General features: G+C 72.1%; 13 protein-coding genes, 1 tRNA gene and 1 pseudogene. 7 read left to right on the top strand and 8 right to left on the bottom strand.

Translation table 11 applies throughout. From position 1 onward, the window contains the following. Positions 1-73: 73 nt before the first annotated feature. The 4 genes and pseudogenes from AC3WRT_RS17255 to ddaH all read right to left on the bottom strand — a co-directional run bounded on the left by AC3WRT_RS17255 (position 74) and on the right by ddaH (position 2,030). On the bottom strand, positions 74-388 hold the full coding sequence (locus AC3WRT_RS17255; protein WP_492724110.1) for a hypothetical protein: 315 nt from the start codon (positions 386-388) through the stop codon (positions 74-76). Positions 389-484: 96 nt separating this feature from the next. Further along, positions 485-739 (bottom strand): annotated as a pseudogene (locus AC3WRT_RS17260) (MMPL family transporter); the annotation flags it as partial. A 235-nt stretch (positions 740-974) separates the two neighbouring features. Then, the gene (locus tag AC3WRT_RS17265) at positions 975-1,148 is read right to left on the bottom strand and encodes a hypothetical protein (protein ID WP_492724112.1); all 174 of its coding nucleotides are present in this window, start codon (positions 1,146-1,148) and stop codon (positions 975-977) included. Between the two features lie 111 nt (positions 1,149-1,259). Then, positions 1,260-2,030: a dimethylargininase gene (ddaH, locus tag AC3WRT_RS17270; RefSeq protein WP_492724113.1), complete on the bottom strand. Its 771-nt coding sequence runs from the start codon at positions 2,028-2,030 to the stop codon at positions 1,260-1,262. An 80-nt stretch (positions 2,031-2,110) separates the two neighbouring features. Here ddaH and AC3WRT_RS17275 point away from each other — a divergent pair, with 80 nt between their 5' ends. From AC3WRT_RS17275 to AC3WRT_RS17300, 6 genes are all read left to right on the top strand, one after another. Next, the gene (locus AC3WRT_RS17275; protein WP_492724115.1) at positions 2,111-2,890 is read left to right on the top strand and encodes a MerR family transcriptional regulator; all 780 of its coding nucleotides are present in this window, start codon (positions 2,111-2,113) and stop codon (positions 2,888-2,890) included. A 54-nt stretch (positions 2,891-2,944) separates the two neighbouring features. Continuing rightward, the gene (locus tag AC3WRT_RS17280; protein WP_492724117.1) at positions 2,945-3,979 is read left to right on the top strand and encodes an aspartate-semialdehyde dehydrogenase; all 1,035 of its coding nucleotides are present in this window, start codon (positions 2,945-2,947) and stop codon (positions 3,977-3,979) included. 148 nt (positions 3,980-4,127) lie between these two features. Next, positions 4,128-4,787 carry a dTMP kinase gene (tmk, locus tag AC3WRT_RS17285; RefSeq protein WP_492724119.1) on the top strand — a complete coding sequence of 220 codons (660 nt, stop codon included), beginning with the start codon at positions 4,128-4,130 and terminating at the stop codon, positions 4,785-4,787. Next, positions 4,784-5,944, top strand: coding sequence for a DNA polymerase III subunit delta' (locus tag AC3WRT_RS17290; protein ID WP_492724121.1), 1,161 nt, complete (start codon positions 4,784-4,786; stop codon positions 5,942-5,944). Before tmk ends, AC3WRT_RS17290 begins: the two co-directional genes overlap by 4 nt. Positions 5,945-6,024: 80 nt before the next feature. After that, positions 6,025-7,578, top strand: a complete 1,554-nt coding sequence (locus AC3WRT_RS17295) for an alpha/beta hydrolase (protein WP_492724123.1) — start codon at positions 6,025-6,027, stop codon at positions 7,576-7,578. Then, entirely contained in the window at positions 7,572-9,326 is a 1,755-nt protein-coding gene (locus AC3WRT_RS17300; protein ID WP_492724125.1) for an alpha/beta hydrolase, read from the top strand. The genes AC3WRT_RS17295 and AC3WRT_RS17300 overlap by 7 nt, the downstream gene beginning before the upstream one ends. Before the next feature lie 333 nt (positions 9,327-9,659). Here AC3WRT_RS17300 and AC3WRT_RS17305 read toward each other — a convergent pair whose 3' ends face one another. Then, positions 9,660-9,998 (bottom strand): hypothetical protein, encoded by a 339-nt coding sequence (locus AC3WRT_RS17305; RefSeq protein ID WP_492724127.1) that lies wholly within the window; start codon positions 9,996-9,998, stop codon positions 9,660-9,662. A gap of 214 nt (positions 9,999-10,212) precedes the next feature. On the opposite strand from AC3WRT_RS17305, the gene AC3WRT_RS17310 reads away from it, so the two are divergent. Beyond that, a tRNA-Thr gene (locus AC3WRT_RS17310) sits at positions 10,213-10,286 on the top strand. A 315-nt stretch (positions 10,287-10,601) separates the two neighbouring features. Here the strand turns inward: AC3WRT_RS17310 and AC3WRT_RS17315 are convergent. From AC3WRT_RS17315 to AC3WRT_RS17325, 3 genes are all read right to left on the bottom strand, one after another. Further along, positions 10,602-11,840, bottom strand: coding sequence for an MFS transporter (locus AC3WRT_RS17315; RefSeq protein ID WP_492724129.1), 1,239 nt, complete (start codon positions 11,838-11,840; stop codon positions 10,602-10,604). 186 nt (positions 11,841-12,026) lie between these two features. After that, positions 12,027-13,388: a hypothetical protein gene (locus AC3WRT_RS17320; protein WP_492724131.1), complete on the bottom strand. Its 1,362-nt coding sequence runs from the start codon at positions 13,386-13,388 to the stop codon at positions 12,027-12,029. Positions 13,389-13,495: 107 nt separating this feature from the next. After that, positions 13,496-15,955: an HAD-IC family P-type ATPase gene (locus AC3WRT_RS17325; protein WP_492724132.1), complete on the bottom strand. Its 2,460-nt coding sequence runs from the start codon at positions 15,953-15,955 to the stop codon at positions 13,496-13,498. Positions 15,956-16,069: the final 114 nt, after the last annotated feature.

A 16,069-nucleotide genomic window follows, 5' to 3' on the forward strand; every position in this document is an offset into this window, starting at 1 on the left:
GCCCGACCGCCCGAGGGGAACGGTCAGGGCAGGGGTTGTGTCCTCGACGAGCAGATGCCCACCTGAGGCGACATCAGCACCAGGGGTAGATGAAGATGCTGTTGCTCCCGGCGCGGTGGTCGGCGAGCAGGACACTGAACGGCACGGGGTTGGGCACGCTGCTGACGAGGCCTTCCTTGCCGGGACGAACCGTCACGCCGAGCTTCTGTACGGCGTAGTCCAGGGGCACGCCGTTCTTGGCCACCGTCGTGAGCAGGCCTGCGGACCGGAGTGTGGAGATGCCTGCCTGCATGCAGGCCGTGTCCTGGGTGGCGGAGGCCGATCCGGCCGTGGCCAGGACGGCGGTGGAGGCCAGGACGGCTGCGGCGGCGATCGGGAAGACCTTCATGCGCGACTCCTTTGTCAGTCCCCGAGTGTCTATGGTTTGTCGAAGGTTCGACTGCCTCGATTGAACGGGATCGACCGGGCGTCGTCAAGGCTTTGTCTAGCCTTTGCCGAGGCCGGTCGTCACCGGCTCGGGCTTCGTCGAGACGGGCACTTCACCGTCGGTGGTCGCCGGCTCCGGATGCGTGTGACGGGGCCACCCGAACCGGTCGCCGAGGACGACCGCGATGGCGGGCACGAGCAGGATTCGCACGACAAGGGTGTCGAGCAGGACGCCCACGCAGATGATGACGCCGATCTGGGCCAGCACGACCAACGGCAGGACGCCGAGCACCGCGAAGACGGCAGCGGGCAGCGACGGCGTCGTATGCCGTCTGCCCCTTCTTCCGAGGACCTGACCTCCCGGGATGCAGCCCGGGCGACGTTTTTTCGTGGCCTGATCCGCGGTGGGTCACGGGTGCGCGTTGACCGTCTCGGCCGCGCGCTGGCCTGACACCAGGGCGCCCTGGATCGAGGCGGTGTCGCCGTGGTCGCCGCAGACGAGGACGCCGTCACCGATCGTGACCGGCGCCGGATCGCCAGTGGCGGCCTCAGGGCGGGCAGGGCCGACGCGATGCGGTGGCGGATGACCGTCCGCCGGTCCAGATCCAGCCTTGCTGGGTCGCGAGCAGCCACGCCGCGTTGAGCACCATCGAGGCTGCGGCGAGCCACCCGGTGCTCCGCACCCGCTCGCGAACAGCGTTGGTGGGCAACTCCTGCCACACGGCATACGCAAGGAGGCCGAGGTGGATCGGTGTCCAGATGGAGAAGGCGGAAGGTCGCTCAGCTACTTGGCGACTCCAACAGCGCCCGGCGCGCCCGACCCCGTCGAACGGTCAGCCGCGGAGCCGCACGGACAGGCACGTGACGCACCCCTCGAGCTTCTCGAACTCGGAGATGTCGACCGTCGTGACGTCGTGCCCGCGGGCCGCGAGCCGCTGCGCCGTCCGTGGCGCGGACGCCGACATGAGCAGCGACATGCCACCGAGCAGCACGACGTGGGCGCCCGATTCCTCTGGCACGGCGAGGAACTCGCTCCACACCGACGGGTCGTCGACGAGCGGCGGGTAGCCGAGGACCGTCCCGTCGGGCAGCGCGGTCACTGCCGACTTCAGGTGCAGCACCTTCGACACCGGCACCGGGACGACCTTTAGCCGATGGCCCTCCAGGGCGCGGCGCAGCTGCTCGACGCCGGCGAGGTTGGTGCGGCCGCCGACGCCGACCCACACGACGTGCCCGTGCTTGAGCACGTCCCCGCCGTCCATCGTGCCCGGAGCCTCCATCTCGACGGTGCGGTAGCCGTGCGCCTCCAAGGCCTCACGCACGCCCACCCGCTCGGCCCGGCGCTCGGCAGCCCCCGACCGGCACAGCAGCGCGACGTCCCCGTGCACGACCACCTGGTCCTCGATGAAGACGCCGTCGGGACAGTCGTCCGCTGGCGCGGCCTCGACGACGTCCCAGCCCCGGCGACGCAGCACGTCGACGTACTCCTGCCACTGGCGCAGGGCAAGCTCGCCGTCCACCGAGCCCGAGCGCTCGATGTGCGTGACGATGCCCTCCGCGAGACGCGGGGAGGGTCGGCGGACGAGCGCGAGGCGGCGGTACACGCGGCTCACTCTAGGGGCGGCATACCGTGGGACCTCGCGGCCCTTGACCCTCACGCGACGTCAGGCAGGACGCTCGATCCATGACCGGAAGGACGCAGCAGATGACCACCTGGACGGTGGGCCAGGTCGCCGACCTCCTCGGCGTGACGGTGCGAACCCTGCACCACTACGACGAGATCGGGCTTCTCGTGCCGAGCGAGCGCTCGAGGGCCGGCTACCGGCTCTACACCGACGAGGACCTCGTGCGACTGCAGCAGGTCGTGGTCTACCGGCGGCTGGAGATGCCGCTGGACCAGATCGCGACCCTGCTCGCCAGCGGCGAGGGCGCCGCCGACCACCTGCGGCGTCAGCGTGACGCGGTCACGACCCGGCTCGACGAGCTTCGCAGCATCGTCGCGGCCATCGACCGAGCACTGGAGAGAGAGATGAACGACCAACCCGCCCGGACCGAGGACCTCAAGGAGCTCTTCGGCGACGGCTTCAGCGACGAGTACGCGCAGGAGGCGCAGGAGCGCTGGGGTGACAGTGACGCGTGGAAGCAGTCGCAGTCGCGCACCAGCCGCTACACCAGGTCCGACTGGGAGCAGGTCAAGGTGGAGGCCGACGCGGTGAACGCGGCCTTCGTCGCGGCCCTCCGGTCGGGGGAGCCTGCCACGAGCGGGCCCGCCATGGACGCCGCCGAGCAGCATCGCCGCCACATCCAGGACCGCTTCTACGACCTCACCCACGACTTCCACCGGGGCCTCGCCGACATGTACGTCGCCGACCCGCGCTTCACGAAGACGTACGAGGACCTGGCGCCCGGCCTCGCGGCATACGTCCACGACGCCATCCACGCCAACGCCGACCGACACGGCTGACCGACAGGTGAACGCGGCGGGGGAGGGCGACCTCCCCCGCCGTAGCCTTTCCGTATGCGAGTTGGTGTCTTCGGTGCAACGGGTCAGGTCGGCGGGGTCATGCGTGCGCTCCTCGAGGAGCGCGACTTCCCCGTCACGCAGGTGCGGTTCTTCGCGTCGGCGCGCTCGGCCGGAACGACGTTGTCGTTCAAGGGTGAGGACGTCACCGTCGAGGACTCGGCCACGGCCGACTTCTCCGGGATCGACATGGCCCTCTTCTCCAACGGTGGCGCCGCGTCGCGCGAGCTCGCGCCGAAGGTGGCGGCGGCCGGCGCCACGGTCATCGACAACTCGAGCGCGTGGCGCAAGGACCCCGAGGTGCCGCTCGTGGTCTCCGAGGTCAACGCCGCCGACCTCGACGACATCCCCAAGGGGATCGTCGCCAACCCCAACTGCACGACGATGGCCGCGATGCCCGTGCTGAAGCCCCTGCACGAGAGGGCCGGGCTCGTGCGGCTGCACGTCTCGAGCTACCAGGCCGTGAGCGGCTCCGGCGGGGTGGGCGTTCGCGAGCTCGACGGCCAGCTGCGCGGGGCGTATGCCGCGGGCGACCCGGCCGGGCTGGCGCTCGACGGGCGCGCGGTGGCCGTCCCCGACCCGACGGTGTATGCCGTCCCGGTCGCCTTCAACGTCGTGCCCCTCGCGGGGTCGATCGTCGACGACGGCTCCCTCGAGACCGACGAGGAGCAGAAGCTGCGCAACGAGTCGCGCAAGATCCTGCACATCCCCGACCTCCGTGTCTCGGGCACGTGCGTGCGCGTGCCGGTCTTCACCGGTCACAGCCTCGCCATCCACGCGCAGTTCGAGGGCGACATCACGCCGGACGAGGCGCTCGAGCTGCTGGGCAAGGCTCCCGGTGTCGTGGTCACCGACGTGCCCAACCCGCTCGACGCCGCCGGGCGCGACGAGGTCTTCGTCGGCCGCGTGCGCGCCGACCAGGCCGCTCCCGAGAACAAGGGGCTCGTGCTCTTCGTGGTCGGCGACAACCTGCGCAAGGGTGCGGCCCTCAACGCGGTCCAGATCGCCGAGGAGCTGCTCGCCCGCCGCTGATGCGCCCGTCCCACCAGCGAAACACACCGAGCAGGTCACAACCCACCGCGATCCGATCCCGGTGGGTTGTGACCTGCTCGGTGTGTTGCGGGGAGAGGGCGGCAGTTCGGGCGTCTGTGGTGACGGTGGGGTCGCATAGGCTCGGGACGTGACGGAGAACCTCGCAGCCGCGACCCGCCGAGTCGACACCGCCCCCGGCCTGTTCGTGTGCTTCGAGGGCGGTGACGGGGCTGGCAAGTCCACCCAGGTGCGCCTGCTCGCCGAGGCGCTCGAGGGCAAGGGCCGCGACGTCCTCGTGACCCGTCAGCCGGGTGGCACGCCGCTCGGGGCCCGCATCCGCGAGCTCCTGCTGCACGGCGAGCACGTGGCGGCGCGCGCCGAAGCGCTGCTGTTCGCCGCCGACAAGGCCCACCACGTCGACCAGCTGATCAAGCCGGCGCTCTCCGAGGGGCGCGTCGTGATCACGGACCGCTACGTCGACAGCTCCATCACCTACCAGGGCGCCGGCCGCGAGCTCGGCCGTGACGAGATCACCGACCTGCAGCACTGGGCCGTCGGCGGCCTGCTGCCCGACCTGACGATCGTCCTCGACGTCTCGCCCGAGGTCGGCCGCGAGCGGCGCGGCGACGTCCACGACCGCCTCGAGTCCGAGGCCGACGCCTTCCATGCCGCGGTCCGGCGCGGGTACCTCGAGCTGGCCGCCGCCGACCCCGAGCGCTACCTCGTCCTCGACGCGAGCGAGCCGGTCGAGCGCCTGCACGCAGCCGTCATCACCGGCCTGGACCGCGTCGTGGCGCTGCGCCGATGACCGTCTGGGACGACCTCGTCGGGCAGGAGCCCACGATCGAGACCCTGTCGCGGGCCGTGAGCGACGAGTCGGCGATGACGCACGCCTGGCTCTTCACGGGGCCCCCCGGCTCCGGGCGCTCGACGGCCGCCCGGGCCTTCGCCGCCGCGCTGCAGTGTCCCCAGGGCGGCTGCGGGCAGTGCCGCGAGTGCCGCACCGCCCTCGACGGCAGCCACGCGGACGTCAAGGTCGTGGCCACGGAGGGCCTCTCGATCAAGGTCGCCGAGGCCCGCGCACTCGTCCAGGAGGCCGCGCTGCGCCCGTCGGTCGGCCGCTGGCGCATCATCATCATCGAGGACGCCGACCGCCTCACCGCCTACACCGATGCTCCGGCCGACGCGCTCCTCAAGGCGCTCGAGGAGCCGACGCCGCGCACGGTCTGGATGCTCTGCGCGCCGAGCCTCGAGGACGTCATCGTCACGATCCGCTCCCGGTCACGCCACGTCCGGCTCCGCACACCCCCGGTCGAGGCCGTCGCGGAGCTGCTCCAGCGCCGCGACGGCGTCGACGCCGCGATGGCCCTGTATGCCGCCCGCGCCGCGCAGTCGCACATCGGCCTCGCGCGCCGGCTGGCGCGCGACGAGCAGGCCCGAATCCGCCGTCGCGACGTCATCGCCATGGCCACGAGGATCCTCGGCGTGGGCGACGCGATCGGCGCGGCCGCCGACCTCGCGCAGATCGCCGAGGAGGAGTCGACGGCCTCGAGCGCCGAGCGTGACGCCGCTGAGCGGGCCCGCCTGATGGAGACGCTCGGTGCCGACCCGAGCGCGCGCACCCAGCCGCCGCACATCCGGTCGCAGGTCGCAGCGCTCGAGCGGGAGCAGAAGACCCGCGCCACCCGCGCGGCCCGGGACGTCGTCGACCGGGCCCTCGTCGACCTCACGTCGATCTACCGCGACGCGCTCGTGCTGCGCCTGCGCTCCGACGTCGACCTCGTCAACCCGGACGCCGTCGACAAGGTCCGCGCGCTGGCCGGCGCCCTCGGCCCGGAGCAGCTGCTGGCCGCGATGGATGCCATCAACGAGGCGCGTGAACGGATCAACGCCAACGTCTCGCCGCTGCTCGCGCTCGAGGCGATGGCGCTGCAGCTGCGGGTGCCGCGCGACCTCGGCATCTGACCGGCGCGGTCAGGGCTCGATGCGGTCACGACCCGGGACGGCGGCGGAAGAGTACAGGTCCACCGGTTACCGTTTCCGCCATGACGTCACGTCCTGCCGCCATCGGTCGCGCCCTGTCCGCCATGGCGGCGACCCTCGCGGTGCTGCTGGCCACGGGGGCGTGCACGACGAGCGAGCCGCCCGTGACCCCGCCCAGTCGCTCCGGCCTTCCGGCCGCGACGGCGGCCCCCACGCAGGCGCTCGCGCCCTACTACTCGCAGAAGCTGAACTGGACGAGGTGCGGCAGCCTCGAGTGCGCCGACCTTCGGGTCCCGCTCGACCACTTCGCTCCCGACCCCGCCAAGGACCTCACCATCAAGGTGGCCAGGGTCAAGGCCCTCGACCAGGACAACCGGCTCGGCTCACTGCTCGTCAACCCCGGCGGGCCCGGCGCGTCCGGCATCGACTATGTCCGGGCCGGCGCCGAGACGATCGGCGGCCCCGAGGTGCGGCGCTACTACGACCTGGTCGGCTTCGACCCGCGCGGGGTCGCGAGCTCGGACCCCATCGACTGCCTCGACGACAAGGCGCTCGACCGCTTCCTGGCTGCCGACCCGACGCCGGACACCAAGGCCGAGGAGCAGGCCCTGATGACCGAGTCCAAGGCCATGGCCGACGGGTGCGCGGCCGACAACCCGGACCTGGTGCAACACCTGTCCACCGCGGACGCCGCGCGTGACATGGACATCCTGCGCGCCGCCGTCGGTGACCCCCAGCTGAACTACCTCGGCAAGTCCTACGGCACGTTCCTCGGCTCGACCTACGCAGACCTCTTCCCGCAGCGCGTCGGCCGTGTCGTCCTCGACGGCGTCGTGCCGCCCGACCTGACGAGCGCCGAGCTGGGCGAGGGCCAGGCCCGTGGCTTCCAGATCGCGACCGAGGCCTACGTCGAGGACTGTGTCAAGGAGGACTGCCCGCTCGGGGACACACCCGAGGCAGCCCTGAAGGGCCTCGACGCGTTCTTCTCCGAGGTGGACCGCCATCCGCTGCCCACCGGCGACCCGAGCGCCCCGCAGCTGACCGAGGGCTGGGCGCGTCTCGGCGTCGCCGTCGCCCTCTACGACCAGGGGTCGTGGGGCATCCTCACCGACGCGCTCAACGCGGCGAAGGCCGGCAACGGCGCGAGCCTTATGCAGCTGGCCGACGCGTACGCCGACCGCCGCCCCGGCGGGGGCTACCAGGGCAACCTGATGGAGTCGATCTACGCCGTCAACTGCCTCGACCGCCCCGACAGCCCCGACCTGTCGGCCTACGAGCAGTACGCCAAGGACTTCTCGGCCAAGGCCCCGACGTGGGGCGCCAACCTCGCGTGGGGCGCCCTGCCCTGCGGGGTGTGGCCCGTGAGGTCGGCCGAGGGACCGCACAAGATCAGCGCGCGCGGCAGCAACCCCATCGTGGTCGTCGGCACCACCCGCGACCCCGCGACGATCTACGAGTGGTCCAAGCGGCTGCGCGACCAGCTCGACAACGCCGTGCTCGTCTCGTTCGACGGCGACGGCCACACCGCCTACGGTCGCAGCAACACGTGCGTCGACAGCGCCATCGACGCCTACTACGTGCAGGGGCGCGTGCCGAAGGACGGACTCACGTGCTGAACGAGGACCCGCACGCCGACGACCTGCCCGAGGCCCCTGCGGGGTATGCCGCCCTGCCGTCCACCTACCCGCCGCCTGCCCCCGGTGCCGGTGGGGACACGCCGGCGCCGCCCGGCGGGTCCGCGGCGGCGAAGCCGGCGCATTCGCCGTTGCGGGCGGTGCTCGCGGCCGTCGCCGTCGTCGCCGTCGTCGCTGCCGTCGTCCTGGCCGTGTGGCGCATCGTCGACCCGCCGCCCGTGGCCCAGCCGCGGCTGCCAGGCACGGTGGCTGTGGGCCCGTCGTCGCCGTCGCCCGCCTCCCCGACCTCACCGGGCGCAACGGCTGCTGGTGACTACCCGGCCGCGCTGGCCGCCTACTACACCCAGCAGCTGGGCTGGTCCCCGTGCTCCGACAACGCCAAGCACGAGTGCACGACGATGCAGGTGCCCGTCGACTACGCCAAGCCGACCGGTGACCGTTTCACGCTGGCGCTGCGCAAGGTGCCCGCCAGCGACCCGGCCAAGCGGCTCGGCTCGCTCGTGATCAATCCGGGCGGTCCCGGCGGATCGGGGGTGGAGTACGCCCAGTATGCGTCGTTCGTCTTCTCGCCCGCGGTGCTGGCGGCATACGACATCGTGGGCTTCGACCCCAGGGGCATCGGCGCGTCGAGCCCGGTGCGGTGCCTGACCGACTCCGACATGGACCTGCTCTTCAGCGACGACCCGACGCCCGACTCGGCGGCCGAGCGCTCCCAGCTGCTCGCCGACGTCGACGGGGTGACGAAGCGGTGCGCTGCGCGTGGCGGCGAGCGGGCGATGCACCTGAGCACTGCCGAGGTCGCCCGGGACATGGACATCATGCGGGTGCTGCTGCACGATGAGAAGCTGAACTTCTTCGGCGGCTCCTACGGCACCTTCCTCGGCGCCACCTATGCCGACACCTTCCCGAAGAAGGTCGGCCGGATGGTCCTCGACTCCGCCTTGTCGCCCAACCAGACCGACGAGCAGGAGATGACCTACGACATCCAGGGCTTCGAGTCCTCGATCGACGCCTTCATCGACTGGTGCGTCAAACGCACCGACTGCGCCCTCGGCAGCGACAAGGGCAGCGCGCGACAGAAGATCGTCGACCTGCTCGACGCCGTCGACAAGCATGGCCTGACCACGAGCAAGCCGGGCCTCACCCGCATCGGCGAGGGCTGGGTCGGCTTCTCGATCTTCATGTGCCTCTACTCGGACACCTCGTGGCCGACGCTCAACAAGGGCCTGGCCCAGGCGTTCACCGGCCAGGGCGACATCCTCCTCGCCAAGGGCATGTCGGTCGTCGAGCGCAGCGTCAGCGGTGCCTACTCTCCCACGACCTACCTGCAGGCCATGATCCCGGTGCGGTGTGCGGACTGGCCGCGGTCGACGAACGACCCGGCGCTGGCCGCAGAGCAGAAGAGGGCCAAGGCCGGCCACCCCCTGTGGGCGCGGATGACCGGCGAGATCTACGACAACTGCCGCACGTGGCCCACCGCCGGACGCACCCCCAAGGGCAGCAAGCTCGCGGTGGGGGCCGACCCCATCCTCGTCATCGGCAACGAGCGCGACCCGGCGACGCCGATCGGCGGCACGAAACAGCTCGCGGAGGACCTCGCCTCGGGCGTTCTGGTCACGTCGGACCACAACGGTCACGGCACCTACTACGCTGGCAACCCGTGCGTGGACTCCGCCGTGGACGGGTACCTGCTCCTGGGGACGGCGCCGGCCGACGACACGACCTGCTGAGCCGAAGGCGCCCGGCCCTCGCCTCGCCCGCGATCCTCGCGGTCCTCCTGCTGGCCGTCGCGCCCACCCATGCACCGGGTTCCGGGCCGTCGGCGGGTGGCGCCGTGACAGCAGGTGTGGCCGCCGTTTCCGGCGCGCTCGGCACCTCCCCTGCCACCTGAAGGAGTGCGTCGACCAGGGCGACTGCGATCCCGGAGACCACGGCGGTGCGGCCCGCAGGGAGCTGCTGGACCTCCTCGGCCGGCTCGACCGCAAGCCACTCCCGAGCGACGCCGACGGCATCCCGCTCCTGAGGGAGGGCTGGGCCGTGACGGCACTGGGCGCGGTCCTCCTCTACGAGGAGTCGTGGCCGGAGGTGGGGGAGGCACAGTACTCCGCGCTCGACGACGGTGACGGCACCTGCCTCGTGTGGTCGGCGATGCACGCGGTCATGCGCGACGACGACGACACCGAGACGTGGTCGCCGGCTTCGGTGACCGAGCCGTCGGAGATCGAGCCGTGACGGCCGCCGTCGGCCAGCGCCGTGTGCGTCACGTCGAGCACCCCGCCCACGAGGCCGGCGACCGCGTCCACACCGTTCGGCCGCGGCTGCTCGGCGCGGACCCGCACCTCCGGACCTCCGTGGGTGTCGTAGGTCATCGCCTGCATCGTCGGGGTCTGCGCGTCGCTCACGTGGTCCTCCAGGTCCGGTGGTCGGTCCGTCTCACGGCTCTCCCCGGAGCCAAGGCGGCGGGGGTGGCGAGGCCTTCCTCGCGCTCATCGCACGCCCCGTGGGAGGCGTCGCGTGGGCCCGGAGGCGACCTCTCGCCGCGATTTTTCTCCCGTCGAGGTCATGCGTATACTCAACCTCCGTGTCCGGTCGCGTTCGCCGCGATGGTCACGACCAGCCGCTTTAGCTCAGTCGGCCAGAGCGATTCACTCGTAATGAATAGGTCGTCGGTTCGATTCCGACAAGCGGCTCGGCACGAGGCCCCGTCACCTGCGTTCGTCGCGGGAGGCGGGGCCTTCTCCGTGCCGGCGCCGCGGAGCCGGGATCAGGGCAGCCGCCGTCTGCGGCCCGAGACGCCCAGCCAGGACAGGTTGCACAAAAGGCGAAGGAGCCCACCTGCGCGCGCAGGACGGGCTCCTTCGAGGCTGGTGCGGATGGGGGGGTGCGTGCCAGCCGTGGGGGGTGTTACAGAAGCGACACTAATGAACGTGTCGACCGCTGTACGCGGTTTCGGTGAAATTGCTGCCACTAGTTTCGATTGACCGCGTCTGCAGTGGTTTGGGCTGTTAGGTCGCCGACACGGTGTCAGTCGTCCCGTGTGGCTGCGCTTGCTGCAGCACGTGCCGCCAGCCCCACGACAGGAGGACCGCGGCCGCCCCGGCGGCGACCGTGACGGCATACGCGGGGGTGTGCCCGCCCCAGTCGGCGAGCCGTCCAGCGGCTGCCGCGCCCACGGCATATCCGAGGCCGGTGGCAGCAGCGAGGACGGTCATGGCCGCGCCCGTTCGCGCGGCTGGCGTGACCCGCTCGGCCAGCGTGAAGGTGGTGATCATGTAGGGCGCGACGGTGCAGCCCAGGACCAGAAGCACCGGGACGAGAGCGGGCAGGGAGCCGACGAGCAGCAGCGGCGCCGAGAGCACGAGCAGGCCGACGGCGAACCACCGCAGCCGCGACGGCAGGGCGAAGGACGCAGGCAGGGCGGCGACCGCGAGGCCGGCGATGACGCTGCCGACCCCGAGCAGGGCGTGGAAGTACCCCGTCAGACCCGGGGAGCCGGCGGCGGTGGCCAGCACCGACGTGCCGGTCTGTACCGAGCCGAAGACCGTGCCGACGACCAGCTGGGCGACGCAGAGCACGACGAGCGCGGGGGTCAGCAGCCGGCCGGGGGGCTCGCTGCCTGCCGAGGTCGCGGCGTGCGTCAGTGCCGCGGTCTCGTGCAGGGCGAACCACGTCCCGAACACGGCGAGGCCGGCGGCCGCAAGCGCCAGGGCGGCGGTCGGGCTTGCGAGGGACACGCCGAGACCCACGAGGGCCGGCCCGAGCACGAAGGACGCCTCGTCCGCGGCGCCCTCGTAGGAGAAGGCTGCGTCGACCAGCCGGTGCTGGCGCGCGCCGGTCGCGGCGGTGATGGGGCGCCACCGCACCCGCGCCAGCGGGCCGATCTGCGGCAGCAGCAGTCCCGCCACCGCACTCGCCACGGCGGCGACACCCCATGGCAGGCCCGTGCCCACGACGAGTAGGACGGCGACGAGCCCGGCAGCCCCCGCCAGCGACTGGACCGCGACGACGCGTCGCTGTCCGAGCCGGTCGGCGCGCGCGCCCCAGAACGGTGCCCCGACCGCGTTCGCGACGGCAAGGGCGCCGGCGCAGGCGCCACCCGCGCCGTAGCTGCCGGTGGCCGAGGAGACGAGCAGCAGGGTGCCCAGCTGGCTCATCGCGAGGGGCAGCCGGGCGAGGAACGCCACGACGATGTAGGTGCGGCCGGTCAGGCCGAAGAGGTGGCGGTACGAGGCGAGGGGTGACACGGGCAGCTCCGGGGTGGTCGCGGGGTGCGCGACAGTGGGTGCGCGCCTACCCGCCCATCAGGCCACGCCGGATCCCTGTGCGCGTCCAGTGTACGGCGCGTCCACGGTGACCCGTGACCGCTCACGACGAAGGCGGGCACCCCCGCCGATGCAGGGATGCCCGCCCGTCATGGGCAGCCGCTCGCGTCAGCGCAGCGGCGCCACCTGCGAGGTGGCGGACTTGCCCGCCGTGCGCGTCGAGAAGCCGGCCGAGGTGCCGGTCGGGACGTTGGGCGAGATGTCGAAGCGGCCGGCGACGTCGACGAGGACGTTGGTCGTGCCGGCGTTGTTGTAGATGTTGAACTTGTACGCCGCGCTGAGCCCGACCATCGCCATGTTGGCGACCGTCTGGCCGGCAGCCGGGTTCAGGTTGCTCGCGGACGAGCGGGCGACGCCGTTCTCCCACATGGTGACGAAGGTGGCCGCGGTCGGGTTCACGGCGGTCGCATTGGTCACGAGGGCGACGGTGCGGGAGTTGGCGACCGTGCTCGGTGCCGTGACCGTGCGGGTCGTCGTGGGGCCGAGCGTGGTCGTGCCCAGGCCCGAGCGCGTGTCGACGATGCGCTTGGGGACGCCGGCGCTGCGGAAGCGCAGGCCGTCACCCTTGGCGTAGACGCCCACAACGTCGACGACGACGTCGACCGTGCCGGCGCTCGAGTTGCCGACGGCGAAGTCGATCAGGGGCGTGCCGTCGGGGTCCAGGCGGTGCGTCACCGGGACGATGACCATGTTGGACGTCGTCTGTCCCTTGGCGAAGTTCAGGTTGGAGGTGTCCGGGATGGCGTTCTCGTCGCTGTTCCAGGCGACGAGGAAGCCCTTGTCCGCGGGGCGGACCGCCGTGACGTTGATGGCGAGCGCGGCGATGTCGGCCGTGCCGGTGCCGTAGTCGATGGACGTCGTGCGATAGGTCTGCGGGTTGAGCGCCGGGGCGTCGTCGGCCGTGCGGGTGTCGAGGACGCGCCACGGGTCGTCGGTGAAGTAGTCGACGGCACCGGCGGGCCGGGTTGTCGTGGACCCGACGTAGTAGCCCTGCACGTCGGCGATGACGTTGGTCTGGCCGACCGCGTTGCGGATGCTGACCCAGCCGTCGCTGCTGACCGGCACCGTCACGAGGTTGGCGCGGCTGTCGCCGCCGACGAAGTTGACGCTCGAGGCGTTCGGGACAGCGGCGCCCTTGGGGTAGGCCACGATGTTGCCCGCCCGGGTGGGACCGGTGACCGTGAGGTTGAGCACGACGGCGAGCACGCCCGACGACGGCAGGCCACCACGGCCGTTGACCTTGAGGTTGAAGACCTCGCCGGCGTTGAGAGGCCGGCCCAGCGAGCCCCCGCGGGTGTCCAGCAGTCGGGCCGGGGCGAGCGACACGTAGGCGCCGTCGGCGACGCCGGTCGTGGCGGCCGGCGCGGCCGGGACTGCCGCGGTAGCGGCTGCTGCCGAGAGGGCGCCACCGACGCCGGCCGAGGTGAGGACGAGGGCTGCGGAGAGCCCAGAGATGACAGACCGCCGCACGGCAGGTCCCCCCTGTTTCTGTGAAGCTGTCCCTGCGACAGCGTGCCCGCGGAAACTACCACCGGAAATGTGCCCTATGGGGTGGAATGGGTCGGCTTCCCGGCGGCTCAGTCGGGGACGTGGTGGGCGGCCGTGACGGTGGGCGAGGTGCGGTAGATCGCCTCGACGATGCCCGCCCCCAGGGCCCCGACGGCGAGCGACTGCCGGACCAGGGCGGCGGGCGCGTCGAAGTCGAAGAACTGGCGGAGGGTGGGCAGCACGAACGCGAGCACCGCCAGACCGACCATCGCGGCCACGAGCGCGGCCTTCCAGGGCCGGAAGGGCCGGGCCAGCACGACGAGGATCCAGAAGAAGACAGTCAGGAGCGTCAGCGTCGCGCCGCTGCCCGGCTGCCAGCACGCGACGTCGGCCGTCGTCCGGGCGCCTGCCTCGATGCCGCAGCGGGCCGCGAACTCGCTGCGCGGCACGCCGTAGCTGCTGCCGGCAAGCAGGTAGGAGGCGATGACCGCGAGACCGGCGACCGCTCCCGACGGCACGGCGAAGCGCAGTATGCGAGCGAGGAAGCCGGGCAGGTAGCGGCGTCGGTTCGGCCCGAGGGCGAGGAAGAACGCCGGGATGCCGATCGTCACGGCGGACACGAGCGTCAGGTGCCGCGGCAGGAACGGGAACGGCACGGCGATGAGGGCGGCGGCCACGATCGCGACGAGGCTCATCGCGTTCTTGGCGACGAAGAGGTTGGCGACGCGCTCGACGTTGCCGATGACGCGCCGCCCCTCGGCGAGGACATCCGGGAGGTGGGAGAACCTCCCGTCGAGCAGGACGAGCTCGGCGACGGCCTTGGTGGCCTGCGCGCCGTTGCCCATGGCGACGCCGATGTCGGCGTCCTTGAGTGCGAGGGCGTCGTTGACCCCGTCACCCGTCATGGCGACGACGTGCCCGTCGGCCTGGAGGGCATGGACGAAGGCGCGCTTCTGCTCGGGCGTGACGCGGCCGAAGACCGTGCGCGTCGCGAGCGCCTCGCGCAGGGCGAGCTGGTCGTCGGGAAGGGTCCGGGCATCGACCGGCTCGCCGACGTCGAGCCCGACGGCGCGCGCCACGGCGGCGACGGTCACGGGGTTGTCGCCCGACACCACCTTGATGGCGACGCCCTGCTCGGCGAAGTAGGTGAGCGTCGCCCTCGCGTCGGGGCGCACCTGCTCGGTCAGCGTCACGAGCGCTGCGGGCACGAGGTCGGACGGCAGGGTCGGCTCGGAGAGGTGCTGCCCGCTTCGTGCGAGGAGGACGACGCGACGGCCGGAGGCGGCGAGCTCGGCGACCTGCGCCTGGATCGCGCCCAGCACGGCGGCCGACGAGGGCTGGGGGTCGACCGCGAGCAGCACCTCGGGAGCGCCGAGCACCCAGGTCGAGCGCTCGGCGAAGCAGGCCGCGCTCCACTTGCGGGACGAGTTGAAGGGAATGGTCCGCGTGCGCTCCCAGCCGGGCGACTCCACAGCTGCCGCCACGGCCTTCAGCGTGCCGTTGGCGTTCGGATCGTCAGCGAGGGCGCCCAGCGCACAACGGATCTCGTCGGCGGCCTGCCCAGCGAGCGGGCGTGCCTCCTCGAAGGCGATCTCGCCCGCCGTCAGCGTGCCGGTCTTGTCGATGCACACGACGTCGACGCGCGCGAGGCCCTCCACGGCCGGGAGCTGTTGCACGAGGACGTTGCGGCGGGTCAGCTGCACCGCCGACAGCAGGAACGCCACCGACGTGAGCAGCACGAGCCCCTCGGGCACCAGGCCGACGACGCCGGCGGTCGAGCGGATGACGACCTCGCGCCAGCCCCGCTCGCCGACCGTGCGCCACTGCGACCAGATCGCGATCGGCAGGGCCGCGACGATGACCCAGGTGATGTACCTGAGCAGGGTGTTGATCGACTCCTGAATCTCCGAGCGGGTTCGCGTGAACTTCCTTGCGTCAGCTGCGATCCGGTTGACGTAGGCCTCGGCCCCGACCCGGCTGGCGTGGTAGCGGCCCGATCCCGCGACGACGCTCGTGCCCGACAGGATGCCGTCGCCGGCGCCGTGTGCCACGGGGTCGGACTCCCCGGTGAGGTTCGCCTCGTTCAGCTCGAGGCCGGCGCTGCCGACGAGGGTCCCGTCGGCCGGCACCTCGTCGCCGGTGCGCAGCTCGATGAGGTCGTCCTGCACCACCTGGTTCGTCGGCACCACCCTCACCTCACCGTCGCGCACGAGGCGTGTCGTCGGGGCGTTGAGCAGTGCCAACCGGTCGAGCTTGCGCTTGGCGAGGTACTCCTGCACGACACCGATGGCGGAGTTCGCGACCAGCACGAGCCCGAAGAGCCCGTCGGCGATCGAGCCCGTGACCACGACGAGGACGAAGAGCGCGCCGAGGATGGCGTTGAAGCGGGTCAGCACGTTGGCGCGGACGATCTCGCCGAGCGAGCGCGAGGTGCGCTCGGAGAGCTGGTTGACCGCGCCCCGCGAGACGCGCTCGGCCACCTCGGAGCTCGTCAGGCCCTCCGGCCGGGTGAGCGTCACGTCGCCCACCCTCGCCCCGTCCGTCGTCACGCGGTCATTGTCGTATGCCGCGTGCCCGGGCCGACGGGGAACGCGTGCGAGCGCTCGGGTGGGCCACCACGGGGCTCGCGCGACGGCATACGGCCTCGGGCGAGGGCGCGGCCG

Source organism: Terrabacter sp. FW104-15G4B, assembly GCF_058790095.1.